Origin of the sequence: Enterobacter cloacae complex sp. 677-3DZ2D5B (assembly GCF_004136695.1) — a bacterium.
Lineage (GTDB): Bacteria > Pseudomonadota > Gammaproteobacteria > Enterobacterales > Enterobacteriaceae > Enterobacter > Enterobacter hormaechei_C.
Window position 1 is genome coordinate 40,089 of the sequence record NZ_QFLS01000009.1, and the last position, 19,693, is coordinate 59,781.

General features: G+C 53.1%; 20 protein-coding genes. 8 read left to right on the forward strand and 12 right to left on the reverse strand.

Translation table 11 applies throughout. The features are described from left to right. Nucleotides 1–5 precede the first annotated feature (5 nt). Nucleotides 6–1,346 (reverse strand): GGDEF domain-containing protein, encoded by a 1,341-nt coding sequence (locus tag DD597_RS13595; protein ID WP_123060464.1) that lies wholly within the window; start codon nt 1,344–1,346, stop codon nt 6–8. A gap of 393 nt (nt 1,347–1,739) precedes the next feature. Here DD597_RS13595 and fabI point away from each other — a divergent pair, with 393 nt between their 5' ends. The 4 genes from fabI to pdeR all read left to right on the forward strand — a co-directional run bounded on the left by fabI (nt 1,740) and on the right by pdeR (nt 7,886). Then, the gene (fabI, locus tag DD597_RS13600; RefSeq protein ID WP_003856831.1) at nt 1,740–2,528 is read left to right on the forward strand and encodes an enoyl-ACP reductase FabI; all 789 of its coding nucleotides are present in this window, start codon (nt 1,740–1,742) and stop codon (nt 2,526–2,528) included. Between the two features lie 152 nt (nt 2,529–2,680). Further along, nucleotides 2,681–3,667, forward strand: coding sequence for a CMD domain-containing protein (locus DD597_RS13605; protein ID WP_123060463.1), 987 nt, complete (start codon nt 2,681–2,683; stop codon nt 3,665–3,667). A gap of 88 nt (nt 3,668–3,755) precedes the next feature. Continuing rightward, nucleotides 3,756–5,690, forward strand: coding sequence for an exoribonuclease II (locus tag DD597_RS13610; RefSeq protein ID WP_022651348.1), 1,935 nt, complete (start codon nt 3,756–3,758; stop codon nt 5,688–5,690). A gap of 204 nt (nt 5,691–5,894) precedes the next feature. Further along, the gene (pdeR, locus tag DD597_RS13615; protein ID WP_003856827.1) at nt 5,895–7,886 is read left to right on the forward strand and encodes a cyclic di-GMP phosphodiesterase; all 1,992 of its coding nucleotides are present in this window, start codon (nt 5,895–5,897) and stop codon (nt 7,884–7,886) included. Here the strand turns inward: pdeR and DD597_RS13620 are convergent. Further along, a complete protein-coding gene (locus DD597_RS13620; protein WP_129256290.1) occupies nt 7,883–8,752 on the reverse strand; it encodes a crotonase/enoyl-CoA hydratase family protein in 870 nt (289 codons plus the stop codon). The two genes, pdeR and DD597_RS13620, sit on opposite strands and share 4 nt — an antisense overlap. A 191-nt stretch (nt 8,753–8,943) precedes the next feature. On the opposite strand from DD597_RS13620, the gene DD597_RS13625 reads away from it, so the two are divergent. The 3 genes from DD597_RS13625 (at nt 8,944) to osmB (ending at nt 10,397) form a co-directional block, all read left to right on the forward strand. Further along, nucleotides 8,944–9,126 (forward strand): hypothetical protein, encoded by a 183-nt coding sequence (locus DD597_RS13625; protein WP_003856825.1) that lies wholly within the window; start codon nt 8,944–8,946, stop codon nt 9,124–9,126. Between the two features lie 37 nt (nt 9,127–9,163). Further along, nucleotides 9,164–9,916, forward strand: a complete 753-nt coding sequence (locus DD597_RS13630; RefSeq protein ID WP_003856824.1) for a DNA-binding transcriptional regulator YciT — start codon at nt 9,164–9,166, stop codon at nt 9,914–9,916. Nucleotides 9,917–10,178: 262 nt separating this feature from the next. Then, nucleotides 10,179–10,397 (forward strand): osmotically-inducible lipoprotein OsmB, encoded by a 219-nt coding sequence (gene osmB / locus DD597_RS13635; protein ID WP_003856823.1) that lies wholly within the window; start codon nt 10,179–10,181, stop codon nt 10,395–10,397. Between the two features lie 104 nt (nt 10,398–10,501). Here osmB and yciH read toward each other — a convergent pair whose 3' ends face one another. The 5 genes from yciH to pgpB form a co-directional block, all read right to left on the reverse strand. Continuing rightward, the gene (yciH, locus tag DD597_RS13640) at nt 10,502–10,828 is read right to left on the reverse strand and encodes a stress response translation initiation inhibitor YciH (protein WP_003856822.1); all 327 of its coding nucleotides are present in this window, start codon (nt 10,826–10,828) and stop codon (nt 10,502–10,504) included. Next, on the reverse strand, nt 10,828–11,565 hold the full coding sequence (gene pyrF, locus DD597_RS13645) for an orotidine-5'-phosphate decarboxylase (RefSeq protein ID WP_129256291.1): 738 nt from the start codon (nt 11,563–11,565) through the stop codon (nt 10,828–10,830). Before pyrF ends, yciH begins: the two co-directional genes overlap by 1 nt. 184 nt (nt 11,566–11,749) lie before the next feature. Next, nucleotides 11,750–12,919 (reverse strand): lipopolysaccharide assembly protein LapB, encoded by a 1,170-nt coding sequence (lapB, locus tag DD597_RS13650; RefSeq protein WP_003856819.1) that lies wholly within the window; start codon nt 12,917–12,919, stop codon nt 11,750–11,752. 6 nt (nt 12,920–12,925) lie between these two features. Then, entirely contained in the window at nt 12,926–13,234 is a 309-nt protein-coding gene (locus DD597_RS13655) for a LapA family protein (protein WP_003856817.1), read from the reverse strand. A gap of 148 nt (nt 13,235–13,382) precedes the next feature. Beyond that, on the reverse strand, nt 13,383–14,150 hold the full coding sequence (gene pgpB / locus DD597_RS13660; RefSeq protein WP_003856815.1) for a phosphatidylglycerophosphatase B: 768 nt from the start codon (nt 14,148–14,150) through the stop codon (nt 13,383–13,385). Nucleotides 14,151–14,347: 197 nt separating this feature from the next. Between pgpB and ribA the strand changes: the two genes are divergently transcribed. Beyond that, nucleotides 14,348–14,938: a GTP cyclohydrolase II gene (ribA, locus tag DD597_RS13665; RefSeq protein WP_003856813.1), complete on the forward strand. Its 591-nt coding sequence runs from the start codon at nt 14,348–14,350 to the stop codon at nt 14,936–14,938. A 36-nt stretch (nt 14,939–14,974) separates the two neighbouring features. On the opposite strand, the gene acnA is transcribed toward ribA, so the two are convergent. From acnA to cysB, 5 genes are all read right to left on the reverse strand, one after another. Beyond that, entirely contained in the window at nt 14,975–17,650 is a 2,676-nt protein-coding gene (gene acnA / locus DD597_RS13670) for an aconitate hydratase AcnA (protein WP_022651350.1), read from the reverse strand. A 165-nt stretch (nt 17,651–17,815) separates the two neighbouring features. After that, nucleotides 17,816–17,914 (reverse strand): small membrane protein YmiC, encoded by a 99-nt coding sequence (ymiC, locus tag DD597_RS25155; protein WP_032103392.1) that lies wholly within the window; start codon nt 17,912–17,914, stop codon nt 17,816–17,818. Between the two features lie 137 nt (nt 17,915–18,051). Further along, nucleotides 18,052–18,216, reverse strand: a complete 165-nt coding sequence (locus tag DD597_RS24860; RefSeq protein WP_162183706.1) for a hypothetical protein — start codon at nt 18,214–18,216, stop codon at nt 18,052–18,054. Between the two features lie 8 nt (nt 18,217–18,224). Further along, complete coding sequence (locus tag DD597_RS13675) at nt 18,225–18,365, reverse strand: YmiA family putative membrane protein (RefSeq protein ID WP_213083754.1); 141 nt, start codon at nt 18,363–18,365, stop codon at nt 18,225–18,227. Between the two features lie 336 nt (nt 18,366–18,701). Beyond that, complete coding sequence (gene cysB / locus DD597_RS13680; RefSeq protein ID WP_006810844.1) at nt 18,702–19,676, reverse strand: HTH-type transcriptional regulator CysB; 975 nt, start codon at nt 19,674–19,676, stop codon at nt 18,702–18,704. Nucleotides 19,677–19,693: the final 17 nt, after the last annotated feature.

A 19,693-nucleotide genomic window follows, 5' to 3' on the forward strand; every position in this document is an offset into this window, starting at 1 on the left:
CAGCTTCATTCAGCCTGTCTGGTAACAATTCTGTTTTTACCGTTGTGCTTAGCCTCATACAACGCCTCGTCCACGTCACGCATAATATCATTGCCGTTGACGTTATTCTGAATGGCTGAGCACACGCCGATACTTAATGTGACCTTTACAGGGAGAGCATAATGATAGCCCGGCCCGGTGCGCTGTTGAACGTTCTGGCGAATACGCTCCGCGACGGCCATAGCCTGCTTACCGTCGGTATCCGGCAGCAGCAGACCAAATTCCTCGCCTCCCAGTCGGGCAAAGATGTCGTTATCGCGAATGCTGTCTTTGATAATATCCACGACCGCCAGAATCACGCGATCCCCCACAAGATGCCCCCAGTTATCGTTAATCGACTTAAAGTTGTCGATGTCCAGCATCATAATGCTGGTCCCCTTTTCTGTCCTGAGCGAGCGGACCCGCGGAAGTGCCTCATAAAAATATTTACGGTTGTAGATCTGAGTAAGCGGATCGCGATCAACCCGATCGCCGAAAATTTTCAACAGGTTAAAGACATGGAATATTAAGGTACAAATCACAAATAATTTGCTGAGGACCTCTACTGCCCGGCTGATATACCAGAGCGACAGATTGTAGGTATCAAGCATTAAGAGGAAAAAATTGTAAACGATGGCGGAAAGGCAAACCACAATAATACTGTTCCAGATCCCGGACGCCAGGCGTGTCACAGAGATCATATAACAAAGTAAAGCCGACCAGAGCAGGATCAGAACGTTTACGTACCTGATATCCCAGACAGGATAATGATGTTCATCTTCGTATGCTGCAATCGTTAATGTCCAGGCCGGATGGTAGCTGCTTAGATAATGGGCCAGCATCGGAAACATAACCAGTGTCATCATTAATGCTAACGTCATGCTGATCTTATTTCGGAATCTGAGCGTGGATCGTATCGTGATTTTTTCCACACGGACCGCCAGCGCCAGTAATACGATAAAGCTCAGCTGCCGAAAAAAATAGAATACCGCCGTATCGTTGGTTTTTGCCGCCTGGGTAAAACCAGCATGCTCCGGAAGCTGAATGACAATGATCGTCTCAATGAAATAAACCAGCCCACTAAGAAATGCCAGGCTCAGAATGAATAAGGAAAAACGCGATCGGTCGGAGGCATACAGCATCTGGATAAAAATAAAGATAATGGTATCCAGAAAGAACAGCGCAATCATGACGATCAAATAGGTGGTCATAGGCACCCTGAAACCAGGATTATCATTCACGCAAAAGGAGTTCACCGCGATCATAAGCGCAAAAAGCGCCGCACCTGACAGCATGATCAGTTTTTCGGCCAACGTTATATTTTTCATCTTCCTTCTTACCGCACACAGATAAAGACTCAAAATGGCATAGCCGTTATCGACCCTCGCGCAATTTTAAAGCGTTTAAAGGGCTAAACGGATCATTTTGCGCAAAAGGCGCTGGACACATCAGCATGAGGGCGGCGTCACGGTGCCCGCTGGTTGGATGAGGCGAACCCCGCGTGCGGTGATATACTGCTGGGATACACACGAAACGGCCTGATGAAGAGTCAGTTCAACCTCTTCCGTGAGCCCATTCACGGCGCAGGAGCGAGAAATATCGTGACACATGGGGCTGTGAGTGGGCTATAATTTCGAGCTAATTTCGAATGATTTTGAAATACTGCCTGTAACGCTATGAATTACAAGGCAAAATAAGCAATGAATATAAGGATTAAAGCTATGGGTTTTCTTTCCGGTAAGCGCATTCTGGTGACTGGCGTTGCCAGCAAACTGTCCATCGCATACGGCATCGCACAGGCAATGCATCGCGAAGGCGCTGAGCTGGCGTTCACCTACCAGAACGACAAGCTGAAAGGCCGTGTTGAAGAATTTGCCGCGCAGCTGGGTTCCAGCATTGTTCTGGAATGTGACGTTGCACAAGACGAAAGCATTGATGGCATGTTTGCTGAACTGGCAAAAGCATGGCCGAAATTCGACGGTTTTGTTCACTCCATCGGCTTCGCTCCTGGCGACCAGCTGGACGGCGACTATGTGAACGCGGTTACCCGTGATGGCTTCAAAATCGCCCACGACATCAGCTCCTACAGCTTCGTTGCAATGGCAAAATCCTGCCGCGCGATGCTGAACCCGGGCGCAGCCCTGCTGACCCTGTCCTACCTCGGCGCAGAACGTGCTATCCCTAACTACAACGTTATGGGTCTGGCGAAAGCGTCTCTGGAAGCCAACGTGCGCTACATGGCGAACGCGATGGGTCCTGAAGGCGTGCGTGTTAACGCTATTTCTGCGGGTCCAATCCGTACCCTGGCCGCTTCCGGTATCAAAGATTTCCGTAAAATGCTGGCACACTGCGAAGCGGTTACCCCGATTCGTCGTACCGTTACCATCGAAGATGTGGGTAACTCTGCGGCATTCCTGTGCTCTGACCTTTCCGCAGGTATCTCCGGCGAAGTGGTTCACGTTGACGGCGGCTTCAACATCGCTGCAATGAACGAGCTGGAAATCAAATAAGCTTGTCACTCTCTTCCCGCCAGGGAAGAGAGTTTCTCCCCGCCCCGCTCCTCGTTATTCCGTTCTGCTATTTGTTATCACCTAACAATATTTTTCCCCTCATCCGCCTTACGCCAGGATATTGATCGCCATTTTGAGATCAAGGAACGCCCATGGAACAACGCCGTTTTTCCGGCAAAGGCCACTGGTATCATGAAACCCAGTCGAATCATTCGCAGACGGACGTTCTGCCGCTGGTGCCCGAAGCCGCTAACGTCGACGACCGTTTTTTGCTCGATTTAGCCCTGCCCGATGACATTCTCGCAAGCTGTGCTGGTTGGCTTGCGCCTGCCCGAACCCTGTGTCATCTTTTGTTCCCGCTTGATACTCCCGTGAGCCGTCTGCATACGCTCAGCGCCTACGACAGGCTGAGCACGGCATTAACGGTTGCCCAGGCGTGTGGTGTTCAGCGGCTCTGTAACCACTACGCTGCCCTGCTCGCCCCTCTTCCGGGGCCGGACTCCTCCCGGGAAAGCAATCGACGCCTTGCAGAAATTACCCAGTATGCCCGCCAGTTAGCAAGCTCACCCGATGTGATCGATGACAAAGCCCAAAACCAGCTTGATGAGGTTGGACTCACAACGTATGACATTGTGCTTATCAACCAGATCATCGGCTTTGTCGGTTTTCAGGCGCGAGTGGTCGCGGTATTTCAGGCATTGCTTGGCCATCCGGTACGCTGGTTGCCCGGGCACCACATTCAGCCCCATACGCTGCCGGTCAGCTTCAGCAGATGGACCGCCACGCTACCCGCGGTTGAGCTAAAATATGCCAGTGCGCTTCAGCTTGAGGCGCTCTCACGCTGGCAGGCGGAACCGGCGCTTGAAGCGCTCACCCCTGTGCTGTGTCATGAGCCGATGCTGCTTAATCTGACGGGCGAAATTCTGCTTAACTATCCGCTAAGTGAAGGTCCCGCGTCTTCGATGATCTCAGCCGCTCGTGCGCTGCTCGTCGCCTCTCCGGATCGCTTTAGCGCCGCTCAGTTAACGCCCCTGACCGGGTCAGGTCTCTCGCCAGAGAAGGCCATCAATCTGCTAACCCGAGATGCATTTCATGGCTGGCTGGACCGTCTGCGCGTGGCGCTCGGCAAAGAGGAATAACCATACTCTTTACCTAAAGAGCGCTTGCTGTAGCAGTGAGATTCGCGTAAAACTGTCAGCCGCTCAATGGCTACGAAAATAGAACATTATGTTTCAGGACAACCCGCTGCTAGCGCAGCTTAAACAGCAACTGCATTCCCAGACGCCGCGTGCAGAAGGGGTCGTAAAAGCCACGGAAAAGGGCTTTGGCTTTCTTGAAGTTGACGGGCAGAAGAGCTACTTCATTCCGCCTCCTCAGATGAAGAAAGTGATGCATGGCGACCGCATTTCGGCCGTTATTCATACCGAAAAGGAACGAGAGTCTGCCGAGCCGGAAGCACTGATCGAACCTTTCCTGACCCGCTTTGTCGGTAAAGTGCATAAAAAAGACGATCGTCTTTCCGTCGTGCCGGACCATCCTCTCCTGAAAGATGCTATTCCGTGCCGCGCAGCGCGTGGCGTTGAGCATGATTTTGTTGAGGGTGACTGGGCGGTTGCAGAGATGCGCCGTCATCCTTTAAAAGGCGATCGCGGTTTCTACGCCGAGCTTACCCAATACATTACCTTCGGCGACGACCATTTCGTCCCATGGTGGGTGACGCTGGCGCGCCACAACCTCGAAAAAGAAGCGCCTGATGGCGTGGCGACTGAAATGCAGGACGAAGGTCTGGAACGTCGCGATCTGACGGCGCTGGACTTTGTCACCATTGACAGCGCCAGCACCGAGGATATGGACGATGCGCTGTATGCCGAAGAGACAGCCGATGGCAAACTGCATCTGACCGTCGCCATCGCCGACCCTACCGCATGGATTGTCGAAGGCAGCAAGCTGGACGAGATGGCCAAAGTGCGCTCGTTCACCAACTACCTGCCGGGCTTTAACATTCCGATGTTGCCTCGTGAACTCTCCGACGATCTTTGTTCGCTGCGTGCGCATGAAGTACGTCCGGTGCTGGCATGTCGGATGACCATTGCGGCTGACGGTACCATTGAAGAAGATATTGAATTCTTCGCCGCCACCATCGAATCCAAAGCCAAGCTGGCCTATGACGACGTGTCCGACTGGCTGGAGAACACGGGCAACTGGAAACCCGAGTCGGACAACATTGCCGCACAAATTCGTCTGTTGCACCGCGTCTGCCTGAGCCGCAGCGAATGGCGTCAAACTCACGCGCTGGTCTTCAAAGATCGTCCGGACTACCGTTTTGTGCTGGGTGAAAAAGGTGAAGTGCTGAATATCGTCGCTGAGCCGCGCCGTATTGCCAACCGCATCGTTGAAGAAGCGATGATTTCCGCCAACATTTGTGCTGCACGCGTGCTGCGCGACAAATTAGGCTTTGGCATTTACAACGTGCACACCGGGTTTGATCCGGCGAACACCGAAGCGCTGGCTGCCCTGCTGAAAACCCATGACGTACACGTCGATCCTGAGGAAGTGCTGACCCTGCAAGGTTTCTGCAAACTGCGCCGCGAGCTGGACGCACAGCCGTCAGGGTTCCTCGACAGCCGTATTCGCCGCTTCCAGTCCTTTGCGGAAATCAGCACCGAGCCTGGCCCACACTTCGGCCTTGGCCTTGAGGCTTACGCGACCTGGACCTCCCCGATCCGTAAGTACGGCGACATGGTTAACCATCGTCTGCTGAAAGCGATCATCAAAGGGGAATCTGTTGCCCGCCCACAGGATGATACGACATTGCAGATGGCAGAACGTCGCCGTCTCAACCGTATGGCGGAGCGTGATGTCGGCGACTGGTTGTACGCGCGCTTCCTGAATGATAAGGCAGGGACTGATACCCGTTTCCCGGCTGAAATCATTGACATCAGCCGCGGCGGTATGCGCGTTCGCCTGGTGGATAATGGCGCCGTTGCCTTTATTCCTGCCCCGTTCCTGCATGCCGTCCGCGACGAACTGGTTTGTAGCCAGGAAAACGGGACCGTGCAAATTAAAGGCGAAACGGTTTACAAGGTCACTGACGTGATTGATGTCACCATCGCTGAAGTGCGCATGGAAACCCGCAGTATTATCGCGCGCCCTGTCGCCTGATAACCGCGTAAACTTCCGGCCGTTCCGTTAAGGGATGGCCGGGAGTTCTCTCCTGAATTATCTCCCGCAAAATCATCGTTTTTTCTCACACTTTTCTGTTTCCCAACGCCACATTTCTCCAGAATTATCTACAGTAAAAGAGAGCCGTCATTGTCGACTGCAAATGAATAATTTGTGCGCTACTCAGCAGCCGCGGGAGAAAACGTGATGGACGATCTGGAGCAGAATTTGCTGTTTCGTTACATGGGTACGCATAGCCCCTGGTGGCGACTGACAGCAGACAGCAATGCTCTGCATCTTGCTGCCAGTGAAAGCGCTGACATCATTCAGGTGGTTGCGCTGGATGATGAACAGGCCGCGCTGATCCGCCAGCTCACCGTAATCACCTCCAGCATTGCCATGACCCTGCCTTTGTACGGTGTGGACGTTCCCGTTCATCTTGTCGGCCGTAAAATTAACAAAAATGAGTGGGCAGGAACGGCATCAGCCTGGAACGATACCCCTTCCGTTGCGCGCGACCTGGCGCAGGGGCTCTCCTTCGCCGAACAGGTAGTTTCCGAGGCTAACTCCGTGATTGTGATCCTCGACCAGAACGGGAATATTCAGCGCTTCAACCGTTTAAGTGAAGAATATACGGGCCTGAAGGAACAGGAAGTTATCGGGCAAAACGTGTTCAAACTGTTTATGAGCCGCAGCGAAGCCGCGGCCTCCAAACGCAACATCACCGGTTTTTTTCGTAACGGCAGCTCGTATGAAGTTGAACGCTGGATCAAGACCCGCAAGGGGCAGCGCCTGTTTCTCTTCAGAAATAAATTTGTTCACAGCGGCAGCGGAAAAAATGAAATTTTCCTCATCTGTTCAGGTACCGACATAACCGAGGAGCGTCGGGCCCAGGAGCGCCTGCGCGTTCTCGCCAATACGGATACGATTACCGGTTTGCCTAACCGAAATGCCATCCATGAGCTGATCTCTGATGCCATCACCGCTCGGGGTGACACGCAGGTTGGCGTAGTTTATCTCGATCTGGATAATTTTAAAAAAGTGAACGATGCCTATGGGCATATGTTTGGCGACCAGCTGCTACAGGCCGTTGCGCTGGCGATCCTGAGCTGCCTGGACGAAGGACAAACCCTGGCGCGCCTGGGTGGGGATGAGTTTATCGTGATGGCCACCGATACCTCGCAGGGCGCGCTGGAAGCGATGGCGTCGCGAATACTGACCCGACTGCGTCAACCTTTCCGCATCGGACTGATTGAGGTTTACACCGGCTGCTCGCTGGGCATCGCGCTTGCGCCCCAGCACGGTAACGATCGCGAAAGCGTCATTCGCAATGCCGACACCGCCATGTACACCGCCAAAGAAAATGGCCGGGGCAAATTCTGCGTCTTCTCGCCAGAGATGAACCAGCGCGTATTTGAATACCTGTGGCTGGATACCAACCTGCGTAAAGCGCTGGATAACGATCAGCTGTTAATCCACTACCAGCCCAAAATGACCTGGCGCGGCGAAGTCAGAAGTCTGGAGGCGCTGGTGCGCTGGCAGTCGCCAGAGCGTGGCCTGATCCCGCCGATGGAGTTTATCTCCTATGCAGAGGAATCAGGGCTGATTGTGCCTCTGGGCCGCTGGGTTATGCTTGATGTGGTGCGCCAGGTAGCAAAATGGCGCGACAAGGGGATCAACATGCGCGTCGCGGTCAACGTCTCCGCCCGTCAGCTGGCGGACCAGACCATCTTCAGTGACCTGAAGCAGGCGCTGAAAGACCTGAATTTTGAATACTGCCCGATTGACGTGGAATTAACCGAAAGCTGTCTCATTGAAAATGAAGAACTGGCCCTGTCAGTGATCCAGCAATTTAGCCGCCTGGGAGCGCAAATTCATCTGGATGACTTTGGTACGGGGTACTCTTCCCTGTCGCAACTGGCGCGCTTCCCTATCGATGCCATTAAGCTTGACCAGTCTTTCGTGCGGGATATCCATAAGCAGTCCATTTCACAGTCGCTGGTGCGTGCGATAGTCGCCGTGGCCCAGGCGTTAAATTTGCAGGTCATTGCTGAAGGGGTGGAAAGTGCAAAAGAAGACGCCTTTCTGACGAAGAATGGCGTCAACGAACGGCAGGGTTATCTTTTTGCTAAGCCCATGCCCGCTGCCGCATTCGAGCGATGGCTAAAACGTTATCAGGCCAGGAATGTCCGTTAGCTGGCTTTGCGTAAGCCCGTCGCCTGATGGCGATTTTGCAGCATAACCAGCCGCTCCATGTAGGCGATATCCTTCGGTTCAAGGCAGAAGGCGGCATCAACCCAATCCTCAGTAATGTCCATCAACTCGCTTCGCGGAAGTGGCAGCACGCGCGTACGTGCACGCAGCATGGCCCTTACGCCGTTCAGCTTCGGCTGTAGCGTGTCGATAAACGTCCGCACCGAAACATTGCTCTGTAACGGCTCAAATAAGAGATCCACAAGACCATGCTGCTCATACCATTCCGCCGTATGCGTCTCACCTTTGTAGATCAGCGCCTCCGCCATTTTCATACCGGCACGACGCGCCACCAGTGAATAGCCGCCCATGCCCGGGAACAGATTGAACGCGATTTCCGGAAAGCCTAATCGGGCATCGCGCTGGGCCAGAATGAAATGATGCGCCAGCGCGGCTTCAAACCCGCCCCCTAAAGCGCTTCCTTCCACCATAGCCAGCGTGACAGCGCCGGTATAAAACCCTCGCGAGGCGGCATGAACGCAGTCCACACAGGCCCGGGCATAGGCGCGTAACGCTTCGCGTCGGTTGTTTTTGATGCACTCAACGAAGAACTGTAAATCACCGCCGGTATTGTAGATGTCGGGGACCAGCGATCCGGTGACCCAAAAATCAACGACAAATCCGGACTGTCGAACCAGCCAGGAGAGATTCATGATCTCCTCGATCAGCGCATGGTTGAAGCAAGGCCGTGGCGTGGCGCGTAACATCATCCACACCGTACGCCGTTCGGCCTCATAATAAGCCGCCAGTTGAGTGAATCGTTCAGCATCAGTAAACAATGTGCAGGTTGTCTGGTTGATAACTGTCATAGTCGAATTCCTCTTATAAAAAAGCGCGTTGCGCGCAGTTTTAGACTAATCCACCCCTACAACCCGCAGCAGACGGGGGTTAAATTTATCACTTTCATTTATGGACTTTGGTTATTGCATTTTTTACCTTCTCTTTTGAATCAATTTTCTGCATCATTGATAATATTAACTTTTCGCTTCAGGGTGAGCTTATGTCTAACATTGATGCAACAGCCGTGGCGCAGCGTATTGATACTGTGCTGGATATTCTTGTCGCAGGCGATTATCACTCTGCTATCCGTAATCTTGAGATCCTCAAGTCTGAACTGCTGGCTGAGAACGGCGCTGATAACGCTCCAGAATCCACTCAACCTAAAGCCCCGTGGGAAGTGTAACCACGTCGTTTCCGACCTTGCCTTTTAAATGGATGCTATGAACTCCCGACAACAAATCATTTTGCAGATGGTGATCGATCAGGGGCGCGTAAGCGTGGTCGATCTCGCTAAAGCCACCGGCGTTTCTGAAGTCACCATTCGTCAGGATCTGAATCTTCTGGAAAAACAGAGCTACCTGCGGCGTGCGCACGGATATGCCGTTCCACTGGACAGCGACGACGTTGAAACCCGCATGATGAACAATTATGCGCTCAAGCGGGAGCTGGCGGAGTTTGCTGCATCCCTGGTGAATAACGGTGAGACCGTCTTTATTGAAAATGGCAGCAGTAACGCCCTTCTGGCGCGCACGCTTGCCGATCAAAAAGACGTTACCATCATCACCGTAAGCAGCTATATTGCCCATCTGTTGAAGGAAACTCGCTGCGAGGTGATTCTGCTGGGCGGCATTTACCAGAAGAAAAGCGAAAGCATGGTGGGGCCATTAACGCGCCAATATGTTCAGCAGGTTCACTTCAGTAAGGCATTCATAGGTATTGATGGCTGGCAGCCCGACACCGGCTTTACCGGCCGCGACATGATGCGTTCAGACGTGGTTAACGCCGTACTCGCCAAAGAGTGTGAAGCGATTGTGCTGACCGACAGCTCTAAGTTTGGCGCCGTACACCCTTATACGATGGGGCCGGCCTCGCGCTTCAGCCGTGTAATCACGGATGAGCGTTTGCGTGATGAATATCGCCAGCAATTAGAACAAGACGGTCTGACTGTCGATATTGTAAAAAAAACGGCCTGATTATCCTGCTGCGCCCGAATAATGGGCGCACTTAAACCTTTCTCTGAGAGTATTCCGACCCTTCCTTTAAGAGTTTTTACCTGTTGAAACCGTACTAAACACGTAAAATTAATATTAGCGATATAACAGGAAGTGACTATCACCTGCGTGATGATGAAACGCCTGCGCGACCAGCTTTCACGGGAACAGAATTTAAGTATGGATATTGTCTATACTTAAAGTGCATTCCTTTCCGTGAATCGATAATTCAGGAGAAAGTATTATGACCTTTACCAGCAAAAAATTAGCCGCCGCTGTTCTGGCAATCACTGTAGCAATGTCCCTGAGCGCTTGCTCTAACTGGTCTAAACGTGACCGTAACACCGCGATTGGTGCCGGTGCTGGTGCGCTTGGTGGTGCAGTCTTAACGGATGGTAGTACGCTGGGTACATTAGGTGGTGCTGCCGTAGGTGGTATTATCGGTCACCAGGTGGGCAAATAATCACCATAACGGCTCTCACCGACATAATAATATATTAAGTATTTTCAGGTCTGACTTACGCACGTAAAAAAAAGAGCCACGGCAATGTCCGTGGCTCATTTATTTTAGCCGCCCGCCAGTTTGACTTTCATTCCTTTGGCTTCCAGCAGCGTTTTAATTAAATCTCGTTTATCGCCCTGAATCTCAATAATGCCGTCTTTTACTGCCCCACCGCATCCGCACTTCTTTTTAAGCTCAGCGGCGAGCTTTACCAGGTCTGCATCATCCAGGTCAATGCCGGTGACAAGGCAAACGCCTTTCCCTTTTCTGCCGCTGGTCTGGCGCTGAATTCGCACGATACCATCGCCTTTTGGACGTTCAGCTTTCTCTTTTGGCTCTTCAATGCGCCCGGTATCCGTTGAATAGACCAGACGACTGTTGGCGTCACGCATTATGCCCCCTTTTTCAGTGATGCATTAATCGCTTTCAGGGTCTCTGCCGGATGAGCGGATTGCGTCACCGGGCGACCAATCACCATATAGTCTACACCCGCGCTCAGCGCCTGCTCAGGCGTCATGATACGTCGCTGATCCCCTGACTCGCTGCCTGCTGGACGAATACCTGGCGTCACCAGTTTAAAATCGCGGCCTAACTCAGATTTGAAGCGAACCGCCTCCTGAGCCGAACAGACCACGCCATCGAGACCACACTGTTGCGTGAGGCGCGCCAGACGCTCTGCATGTTCGGCAGGTGACAACGTCACACCCAGGTCGCGCAGGTCGGGTTCATCCATACTGGTCAGCACGGTGACGGCGATCAGAAGCGGAGCGTCATTACCAAACGGCACCAGCGCTTCGCGCGCAGCCGTCATCATGCGTGCCCCGCCCGATGCATGTACGTTAACCATCCACACGCCGAGTTCAGCTGCCGCAGCAACGGCGTGCGCAGTGGTATTTGGAATGTCGTGGAATTTCAGGTCGAGGAAAACGTCGAAACCACGCTGATGCAGATCGCGGACGATTTGTGGGCCGAACAGCGTAAACATCTCTTTGCCTACTTTCAGACGGCAATCGCGGGGATCAATGCCATCAACAAAGGCCAGTGCGGCGTCACGGTTATTGTAATCCAGAGCAACAACTACGGGAGAATCGGTAACTACGCGGGAAGTGGAGGATGTAACAGACGTCATGACCAGCCCTTTTCGTCTATGGGCGCGCAGCGGCGCGGAACAGATAAACGGCGTGCATTCTACCTGCCCTCGGGGTAAATGAACAGAATCGAATGCTTTTCCTGCTGAACCCCAGACCGCACGGTGCTGATGGAATTACTGTAACCATTAGTATGTTGTAACTAAAGTGCGGCGTTTTAAAAAATTACTGTCCGTCCAGACCTCGGATTGGCTTAATGGTGGACCACGCCCGGCAGGAAGGGCAATGCCAGTAGAGCGAATAGGCGGTGAAGCCGCATTTCTGGCAGCGATAGCGCGGTTTGCTGCGCACCTGTTCACCCACCATGTCTCGCAGCACCATCAGGCTCTCTTTAGCGCGCCCTTCTTCTGCGTCATTAAGGTGGTAATCCATCAGCTTATGGAAGACACGCATGGTAGGATGACGCTGCAACTGACGGGTAATGTATACCTGGGCGGTATCGCTCCCTTCATGCTCTTCGACGACATCTGACAGCATCAGCTCGGCTGTGGCACCTGTATTCTCTTCAACACAGCGACGCAGAAACGCAACCCACTCGTCCTGCTTACCGAGCTGCTGATAGCAGGTTTGCAGCATTTCCAACGTTTCGCTGACCAGCTCTTTGTCCTGATCGATAACGCGAAGCAGGCTCTCCACGGCTTTGGCGTAATCACCGTTAGCCATAAAGACCCGCCCCATCATGATCGAGATGCGCGCGCTGTTGCGATCGGCCGCTGCGCCTTTCTTTAACAGTGCCATGGCTTTATCCATGTCATCGCTACCCATCTGCTGGAGAGCCAGCTCGCAATAGAAGTGGGCAATTTCGACGCGCTGTTTGTCTTTGCCGAGTTTGACCAGCCGTTCAGCGGTATCAATCGCTTTTTGCCAGTCGCTGGTGGCCTGATAGATTTGCAGAAGCTGCTGAAGCGCACCGATACGGAAGTCCGTCTCATCCACCAGCTGAGAGAACATATCCTCGGCGCGATCGTAAAGCCCCGCGGCCATGTAATCCCGCCCAAGCTGCTGCACGGCCAGCAACCGTTGCTCATAGGTCAACGAAGCGCTTTCCATCAAGGTCTGGTGGATACGAATGGCACGGTCAACCTCTCCGCGCGAGCGGAACAGGTTTCCCAGGGTGAGATGCGCCTCAACGGTGCCGGTATCCTCTTTAAGCATATCGAGGAACAGATCCACCGCTTTATCCTGCTGATTGCTCAGCAGGAAGTTCACCCCCGCTACGTAGTCACGGGAGAGTCGGTTTGCTTCATCCTGTTTTGTTTGTTGCGCGCTTCTGCGGCCCATATACCAGCCATAGGCTGCGGCGACAGGCAAAAGCAGAAACAACAACTCCAGCATATTCGATTATTCCTTGACTACCGGCACACCAGAGCTCGCCGGAATGTCAGACGCAGGCGTAAGTTGATGTTCAAGTCGTTTAATTTTACGTTCAGCGCGAACAAGAGAAACACGAACCTTAAGCCAGAACAGGCCGCATACAAGCCAGCCGATGACAAACCCCGCCGCGAATAACACAGCCAGCAGGCTCGACACCCGGTACTCGCCCTGCGCCAGCAGATAGTTGAAACTTACCTGTTGATCGTTTTGCGCGCCCAATGTGACTGAAATGACAAAAATCGCCAACACCAGTAAGAAAATGAGTAAATATTTCACATGACTTCCCGTTATGTGGTTCGAGCGTATAAAGCGTGTTCAACTCACTGCAATCAGCCTTATAAGCTACCATTTTAGTGGCGGGCGCGAAATGGAAAAAGTAATGCGCCCTACATGGATTTATGGTCAAAATGCGGAATATCAACCTTCAGGTTCCGCCAGACTCCCTTTCGGCTATTTCTTCCTTCTCTTCCGGCGGCGGCGTCAGGGGTCCACAAAAACGTTGTGCAAGCCAGGTCGCCAGCGTCACCAGTACCCACGAGATCAGCGTTGCCACCACCAAATCACGCGGCCAGTGCATCCCCAGCAGCATCCGGCTGCCCATTACGCCTGTCGCCCAGACCAGCAAAATCGCAATCGTGAGGGTACGCCGACGCGGCCACAGCAGTCCTACGCCAAGTAGCGCCCAGCTGGCAGCAAACATCGTATGCCCGGAAGGAAACGCAAAGCCGGTCTCTTTTTGCCAGTGTTTGCGTAAAAAGGTCGGGATATCCTGCTGTTCCGCAAGTTGCTCCTTTACCAGCGCACCGCGATCTTTACGCTTTAAATTGTAGAACTCATCCACCGGAACATGGTGCGTTTTTTCCAGCCAGACGACGAAAGGACGGGGTTCCTGCACGCGATCTTTCACCCACGACTTCACCCCCTGCCCGATGAGTATGGCCCCGCCGAGAATGGCAAACAGTACCAGCGCCGCACGAAGGCGAAAGCGCAGGCACCACAGGAACCAGCCACAGAGCAGCACGTGTGTAATAATCCCCCACGGCTGGGTGACCGTCTCGGTTATCCAGTATAGGGCTTTCAGCCACGTCTCGTTTTGTCCGGGCTGCCACATCCAGCCGGAGAACCAAACGACCAGGGGTATAACGAGCAATACGGCGGCACCTGCGGCCGTTCGTCTGGCAATCGAAAGCATGTCCTCTCCTTTTTCACTAAGCACCACAATCATAACTGAATTTCTTCATTCAGGTGGATATGTCGGATTGTGCGTTTAACGTTTGTAAAGCGTGGTGGTGATTAGGTGAAGTTGCCGGGCTTGTGGCAAAATAGTCCAATACAGAAAGCATAATGGGGCAAAGGCACGAAACGTGTCAGCCTGGTCTGGAGAATCACATGCAGCTTAAACGTGTGGCAGAAGCCAAACTGCCAACCCCATGGGGCGATTTCCTGATGGTGGGTTTTGAAGAACTGGCAACCGGGCAAGATCACGTCGCCCTGGTATTCGGCGACATTTCGGGGCAAACGCCGGTGCTGTCCCGCGTTCATTCAGAGTGTCTGACCGGTGACGCGCTGTTCAGCCTGCGGTGCGACTGCGGTTTCCAGCTTGAAGCCGCCCTTTCTCATATCGCAGAGGAAGGACGTGGCGTTCTGCTGTATCACCGTCAGGAAGGACGCAATATTGGCCTGCTGAATAAAATCCGCGCCTACGCGTTGCAGGATCAGGGCTACGATACCGTCGAAGCGAACCATCAGCTCGGCTTTGCTGCTGACGAGCGCGATTTCACCCTGTGCGCAGATATGTTCAAGCTGCTGGGCGTGGACGAAGTGCGTCTGTTGACCAATAACCCGAAGAAAGTGGAAATCCTCACTGAAGCGGGCATCAATATCGTGGAACGCGTGCCGCTGATTGTCGGCCGCAACCCGAAAAACGCGCACTACCTCGATACTAAAGCCGCCAAAATGGGGCATCTGCTGAGCGAGTAAACGCAAAACGCCCGGCACATGTGCCGGGCGATTTTATCAGTCCAGCATCTTACGAATTACATAATGTAAAATGCCGTCGTTCTGGTAATAGGTCAGCTCTGTTGCCGTATCAATACGACACCGGCAATCCAGCACTTCTGTCGTACCATCTGCGCGCGTTAATTTCACCGGAACGGTTTTACCCGGTTGCAGATTTTGCAGACCGCTGATATCAATCTGCTCTTCCCCGGTCAGACCCAGCGTTTTACGCGTCACGCCCTGCGGGAACTCCAGCGGCAAGATCCCCATGCCGATCAGGTTTGAGCGGTGGATACGTTCAAAGGATTCGGCAATCACCACGCGAACCCCGAGCAGACGCGGACCTTTTGCCGCCCAGTCGCGACTGGAACCGGAGCCGTACTCTTTACCGGCAATAACGGCCAGCGGCGTCCCCTCCTGCTGATACTTCATGGCTGCGTCATAAATTGAAATGACCTCTGTATCCGGCAGGTGGCGCGTCATGCCCCCTTCCACGCCCGGAACCATTTCATTGCGAATGCGGATGTTGGCAAAGGTCCCGCGCATCATCACTTCGTGGTTACCACGGCGCGAACCGTAGGAGTTGAAATCGCGACGTTCCACGCCACGGCTTTGCAGATACCGACCTGCCGGACTGTCCGCCTTGATGCTCCCCGCCGGAGAGATATGGTCGGTGGTGACGGAATCGCCCAGCATCGCCAGGATCCGCGCGCCGTGAATATCTTTCAGCGGTGCAGGCTCCGCCAGCATTTCGTCGAAGAATGGCGACAGGCGAATATAGGTGGAATCATCCTGCCAGTCATAGGTATCGGAACCCACCACGTCGATCGCTTTCCATTCCGCTGTGCCTTCGAACACTTCCGCATACTCTTTGCGGAACATCTCGGTGGAAACTTTCTCTACCGCGCGCGCAATTTCACGCGATGATGGCCAGATGTCTTTCAGATAGACCGGTTCATTTTTGCGATCGTGACCAATCGGATCGGTCGCCAGGTTAATGTTCATGTTTCCGGCCAGCGCATAGGCTACAACCAGCGGCGGCGAGGCCAGCCAGTTGGTTTTCACCAGCGGATGAATACGCCCTTCAAAGTTTCGGTTACCAGAAAGTACCGCGCCAACGGTCAAATCACCCTGCCTGATCGCCACTTCAATAGGCTCAGGCAGTGGACCAGAGTTACCGATACAGGTCGTACAGCCGTAGCCCACCAGGTTGAAGCCCAGCTCGTCGAGGTAAGGCGTGAGTCTGGCCTGCGCCAGATAATCGGAAACCACTTTCGAACCAGGCGCCAGAGAGGCTTTAACCCATGGCTGTGGCTTGAGCCCCAGTTCTACCGCTTTTTTTGCCAGCAGCCCGGCAGCCATTAACACACTCGGGTTGGACGTGTTGGTACAGGAAGTGATAGCGGCGATCACCACGGCGCCGTCAGGAAGCTGATACTGATGCCCGTTCAGAACATAGTCCACCGGACGGTGATCTTTTTGCGCGGCGTTAACCTCCAGCTCATTGCTGGCGGCAAAGGCTTTGGGAACGTTGCTCAGGGCGACGCGGTCCTGCGGACGTTTTGGCCCTGCGAGGCTTGCCTCAACGGTGCCCATATCCAGTTCCAGCGTACTGGTAAATACCGGCTCGTCACCCGGGTTACGCCACATGCCCTGCGCTTTAGTATAGGCCTCAACGAGGGCCACCTGCTCCTCGCTGCGACCACTGAGGCGCATATACTCCAGCGTAACGCTATCAATCGGGAAAAAGCCGCAGGTCGCGCCATATTCCGGCGCCATGTTGGCGATGGTGGCCCGGTCCGCCAGCGGCAAGGAATCCAGACCATCGCCATAAAATTCAACGAATTTACCCACCACACCATGCTTACGCAGCATCTGGGTGACCGTCAGAACCAGATCCGTGGCGGTGATGCCTTCGGACAATTTACCGGTCAGCTTAAAGCCCACCACATCGGGAATGAGCATTGATACCGGCTGGCCGAGCATGGCCGCTTCCGCTTCAATACCACCGACGCCCCAACCCAGAACGCCAAGGCCGTTAATCATGGTTGTGTGTGAATCGGTGCCCACCAGCGTATCCGGGTAAGCCACCCACTCTTTATCCTGCAATTCACTCCAGACGGCTTTGCCGAGATATTCCAGGTTGACCTGGTGACAAATGCCGGTGCCTGGTGGAACAACGCTGAAGCGGCTGAACGCCTGCTGACCCCATTTCAGAAATACGTAGCGTTCATGGTTACGTTCCATCTCCAGACGGACGTTTTCGCCGAAAGCATCGTCGTCACCAAAGTGATCGACGGTGACGGAGTGGTCAATGACGAGGTCTACCGGGGACAGGGGGTTAACCTTAGCAGTATCGCCCCCGAGACGCTTAACGGCTTCACGCATGGCAGCCAAATCCACAACCGCTGGTACGCCGGTGAAATCCTGCATAAGCACCCTGGCCGGGCGATAGGCAATTTCTCTGTCTGCATGTGCATTCTTCAGCCACCCTGCCAGAGCCTGGATATCCTCCTCGGTAACCGAGTCGCCATCCTGCCAGCGCAAGAGGTTTTCCAGTAAGACTTTCAACGACTTGGGTAACCGCGAAATGTCCCCAAGCGTTCTGGCAGCCAGCGGTAAGCTATAGTAGCGCCAGGTTTTATTTTCCGCCTGTAATGTGTCCTTACTGGCTTCGCGTAGGGTTAACGACATAAGCTCCTCCTTAAAAACAGGGATGTCCTGACAATCATCAGGGCTGTAATTAAAGATAACACAAAGATGTCGTAACGTTTTGATAACAACCCAAATTGATAAATTTAGGAATGGTCCAACACGAGGGATAAAACAAAAAACCCCGCCGTGGCGAGGTTTTACGATTTAGTGCAAGGCCAGCCAGAGGAGCTGACACCAGAAGAGGATCGACGCTGAGAATACGCCGAGCCATGACCAGTATTTTACGGTTGTCATGTTATTCATCATAGGGACACCAGACTTTAATTATTTAAGGTTGCGAGGTCTGCCCTCGTTCTATATTGCTGATGTGTATTTATTAAGGAGTACAAAAGCGCACAGTCTTTATTCAGACTATTTGCATCATTACGCAAAATTCAAAATTATTGTTTTTTGGGTTCGTCTTCCGCGAACACATCAATAAAGGCCTGCTGCTGTGGCGTCAGTTTCCAGGAAGCTGGCACGCTGGTTGCTGGCGCCTTACGGGCTTTGTGAGCATTGTCACGAAGCTGACACATCTCTTTTCTCGCTTCTGTACGCACCGTCATGACCATAATCAACCCCAGTAATTCCAGACAAGAAGAGCAACCACCACCCAGAACAGGGCAGAGCCAAGAAAGACCGCCAGCCAGGCTTTACGCTTAAGCGCGGGATCCCTTTGCGGTTCTTCACTTCCTGACGGCATTGCTAACCTCATACAATCGACATCGCTTATCATTTAGAGACCAAACAATTGGCACAAGTAATCATCTGATGAGATAAATCCTAAAGAAACTTTAGCCGAAAAGCCAGTGAATTTACGTATCTGGGCCTGGGAAAATTCAATCTTTTGACCCGAAATAAATAATTGAAAAGAATAATTTGCACACCTGTAAATTAGTTTCTACTTTTGTCGCAAATTTGCGACAGTAAAACCATAGTCATTTAATGGGTTATGACGATATATGACAGTGGACGTAGATGATGATAATTCTAATTCAGGTTTAAAGGGGAATGACGGTATCTTTCCGTACCAGAAAGATACCGGGTGTGATTATTTGGCGGGAAGTTTAATGTCTTTAAACATCTCTTCGATGTCTTCATTGGAGCGTAACGCTACAGCTGTATCCACCACGTCGCGCGTTAAATGTGGCGCGAAGCGTTGAATAAAATCATACATATAGCTGCGCAGGAACGTGCTGCGACGAAAACCTATCTTGGTGGTGCTGTGGCTGAAAATATCATGCGCATCCAGACGCACCAGATCCGGGTCTGAGACAGGATCTACCGCCATGCTGGCAATAACCCCAACGCCCAGGCCCAGACGCACATATGTTTTTATGACGTCCGCATCCGTCGCCGTAAAGACAATCCGTGGCGTTAATCCGGCGCGGTTAAACGCGGTGTCCAGTTCAGAACGGCCCGTAAAGCCGAACGTATAGGTCACCAGCGGGTATTGCGCCAGTTCTTCGATTGTCACTTCGCCCTTCCCCGCCAGCGGGTGATCCGGGGTCACGACAATAGAGCGGTTCCAGTGGTAGCACGGGAGCATGACCAGATCATCGTACAGATGGAGGGCTTCCGTCGCGATAGCGAAGTCTGCATTGCCTTTAGATACGGCCTCTGCGATTTGCGTCGGTGAGCCCTGATGCATATGCAGGGAAACGCGGGGATAGCGTTCGATGAAACCTTTGATCACCCCGGGAAGCGCATAACGCGCCTGGGTGTGCGTGGTGGCAATATACAGAGAGCCTTTATCCGGCCAGGTATGTTCCCCAGCGACGGATTTAATGGCGTCGACTTTGGAGAGCACTTCCCGTGCGATGCGTATGATTTCCTGTCCAGCCGGCGTGACCTGAGTCAGGTGCTTACCGCTGCGGGCAAAGATCTGAATACCTAACTCATCCTCCAGCATACGCACCTGCTTGCTGATGCCGGGCTGCGAGGTATAAAGACCCTCTGCGGTGGAAGAGACATTGAGGTTATGATTGACGACCTCAACGATATAGCGAAGCTGCTGTAATTTCATGCCAGACCATCCGATTT

What these genes read in the sequence shown, in the direction of transcription:
- acnA (WP_022651350.1), bottom strand. Translation starts at nt 17,650, where the DNA reads ATGTCGTTAACCCTACGCGAAGCCAGTAAGGACACATTACAGGCGGAA.
- osmB (WP_003856823.1), top strand. Translation starts at nt 10,179, where the DNA reads ATGACCTTTACCAGCAAAAAATTAGCCGCCGCTGTTCTGGCAATCACT.
- DD597_RS13630 (WP_003856824.1), top strand. Translation starts at nt 9,164, where the DNA reads ATGAACTCCCGACAACAAATCATTTTGCAGATGGTGATCGATCAGGGG.
- DD597_RS13595 (WP_123060464.1), bottom strand. Translation starts at nt 1,346, where the DNA reads ATGAAAAATATAACGTTGGCCGAAAAACTGATCATGCTGTCAGGTGCG.
- DD597_RS24860 (WP_162183706.1), bottom strand. Translation starts at nt 18,216, where the DNA reads ATGACGGTGCGTACAGAAGCGAGAAAAGAGATGTGTCAGCTTCGTGAC.
- cysB (WP_006810844.1), bottom strand. Translation starts at nt 19,676, where the DNA reads ATGAAATTACAGCAGCTTCGCTATATCGTTGAGGTCGTCAATCATAAC.
- pyrF (WP_129256291.1), bottom strand. Translation starts at nt 11,565, where the DNA reads ATGACGTCTGTTACATCCTCCACTTCCCGCGTAGTTACCGATTCTCCC.
- DD597_RS13620 (WP_129256290.1), bottom strand. Translation starts at nt 8,752, where the DNA reads ATGACAGTTATCAACCAGACAACCTGCACATTGTTTACTGATGCTGAA.
- DD597_RS13675 (WP_213083754.1), bottom strand. Translation starts at nt 18,365, where the DNA reads ATGAGGTTAGCAATGCCGTCAGGAAGTGAAGAACCGCAAAGGGATCCC.
- ribA (WP_003856813.1), top strand. Translation starts at nt 14,348, where the DNA reads ATGCAGCTTAAACGTGTGGCAGAAGCCAAACTGCCAACCCCATGGGGC.
- fabI (WP_003856831.1), top strand. Translation starts at nt 1,740, where the DNA reads ATGGGTTTTCTTTCCGGTAAGCGCATTCTGGTGACTGGCGTTGCCAGC.
- yciH (WP_003856822.1), bottom strand. Translation starts at nt 10,828, where the DNA reads ATGCGTGACGCCAACAGTCGTCTGGTCTATTCAACGGATACCGGGCGC.
- DD597_RS13605 (WP_123060463.1), top strand. Translation starts at nt 2,681, where the DNA reads ATGGAACAACGCCGTTTTTCCGGCAAAGGCCACTGGTATCATGAAACC.
- DD597_RS13610 (WP_022651348.1), top strand. Translation starts at nt 3,756, where the DNA reads ATGTTTCAGGACAACCCGCTGCTAGCGCAGCTTAAACAGCAACTGCAT.
- DD597_RS13625 (WP_003856825.1), top strand. Translation starts at nt 8,944, where the DNA reads ATGTCTAACATTGATGCAACAGCCGTGGCGCAGCGTATTGATACTGTG.
- ymiC (WP_032103392.1), bottom strand. Translation starts at nt 17,914, where the DNA reads ATGAATAACATGACAACCGTAAAATACTGGTCATGGCTCGGCGTATTC.
- lapB (WP_003856819.1), bottom strand. Translation starts at nt 12,919, where the DNA reads ATGCTGGAGTTGTTGTTTCTGCTTTTGCCTGTCGCCGCAGCCTATGGC.
- pgpB (WP_003856815.1), bottom strand. Translation starts at nt 14,150, where the DNA reads ATGCTTTCGATTGCCAGACGAACGGCCGCAGGTGCCGCCGTATTGCTC.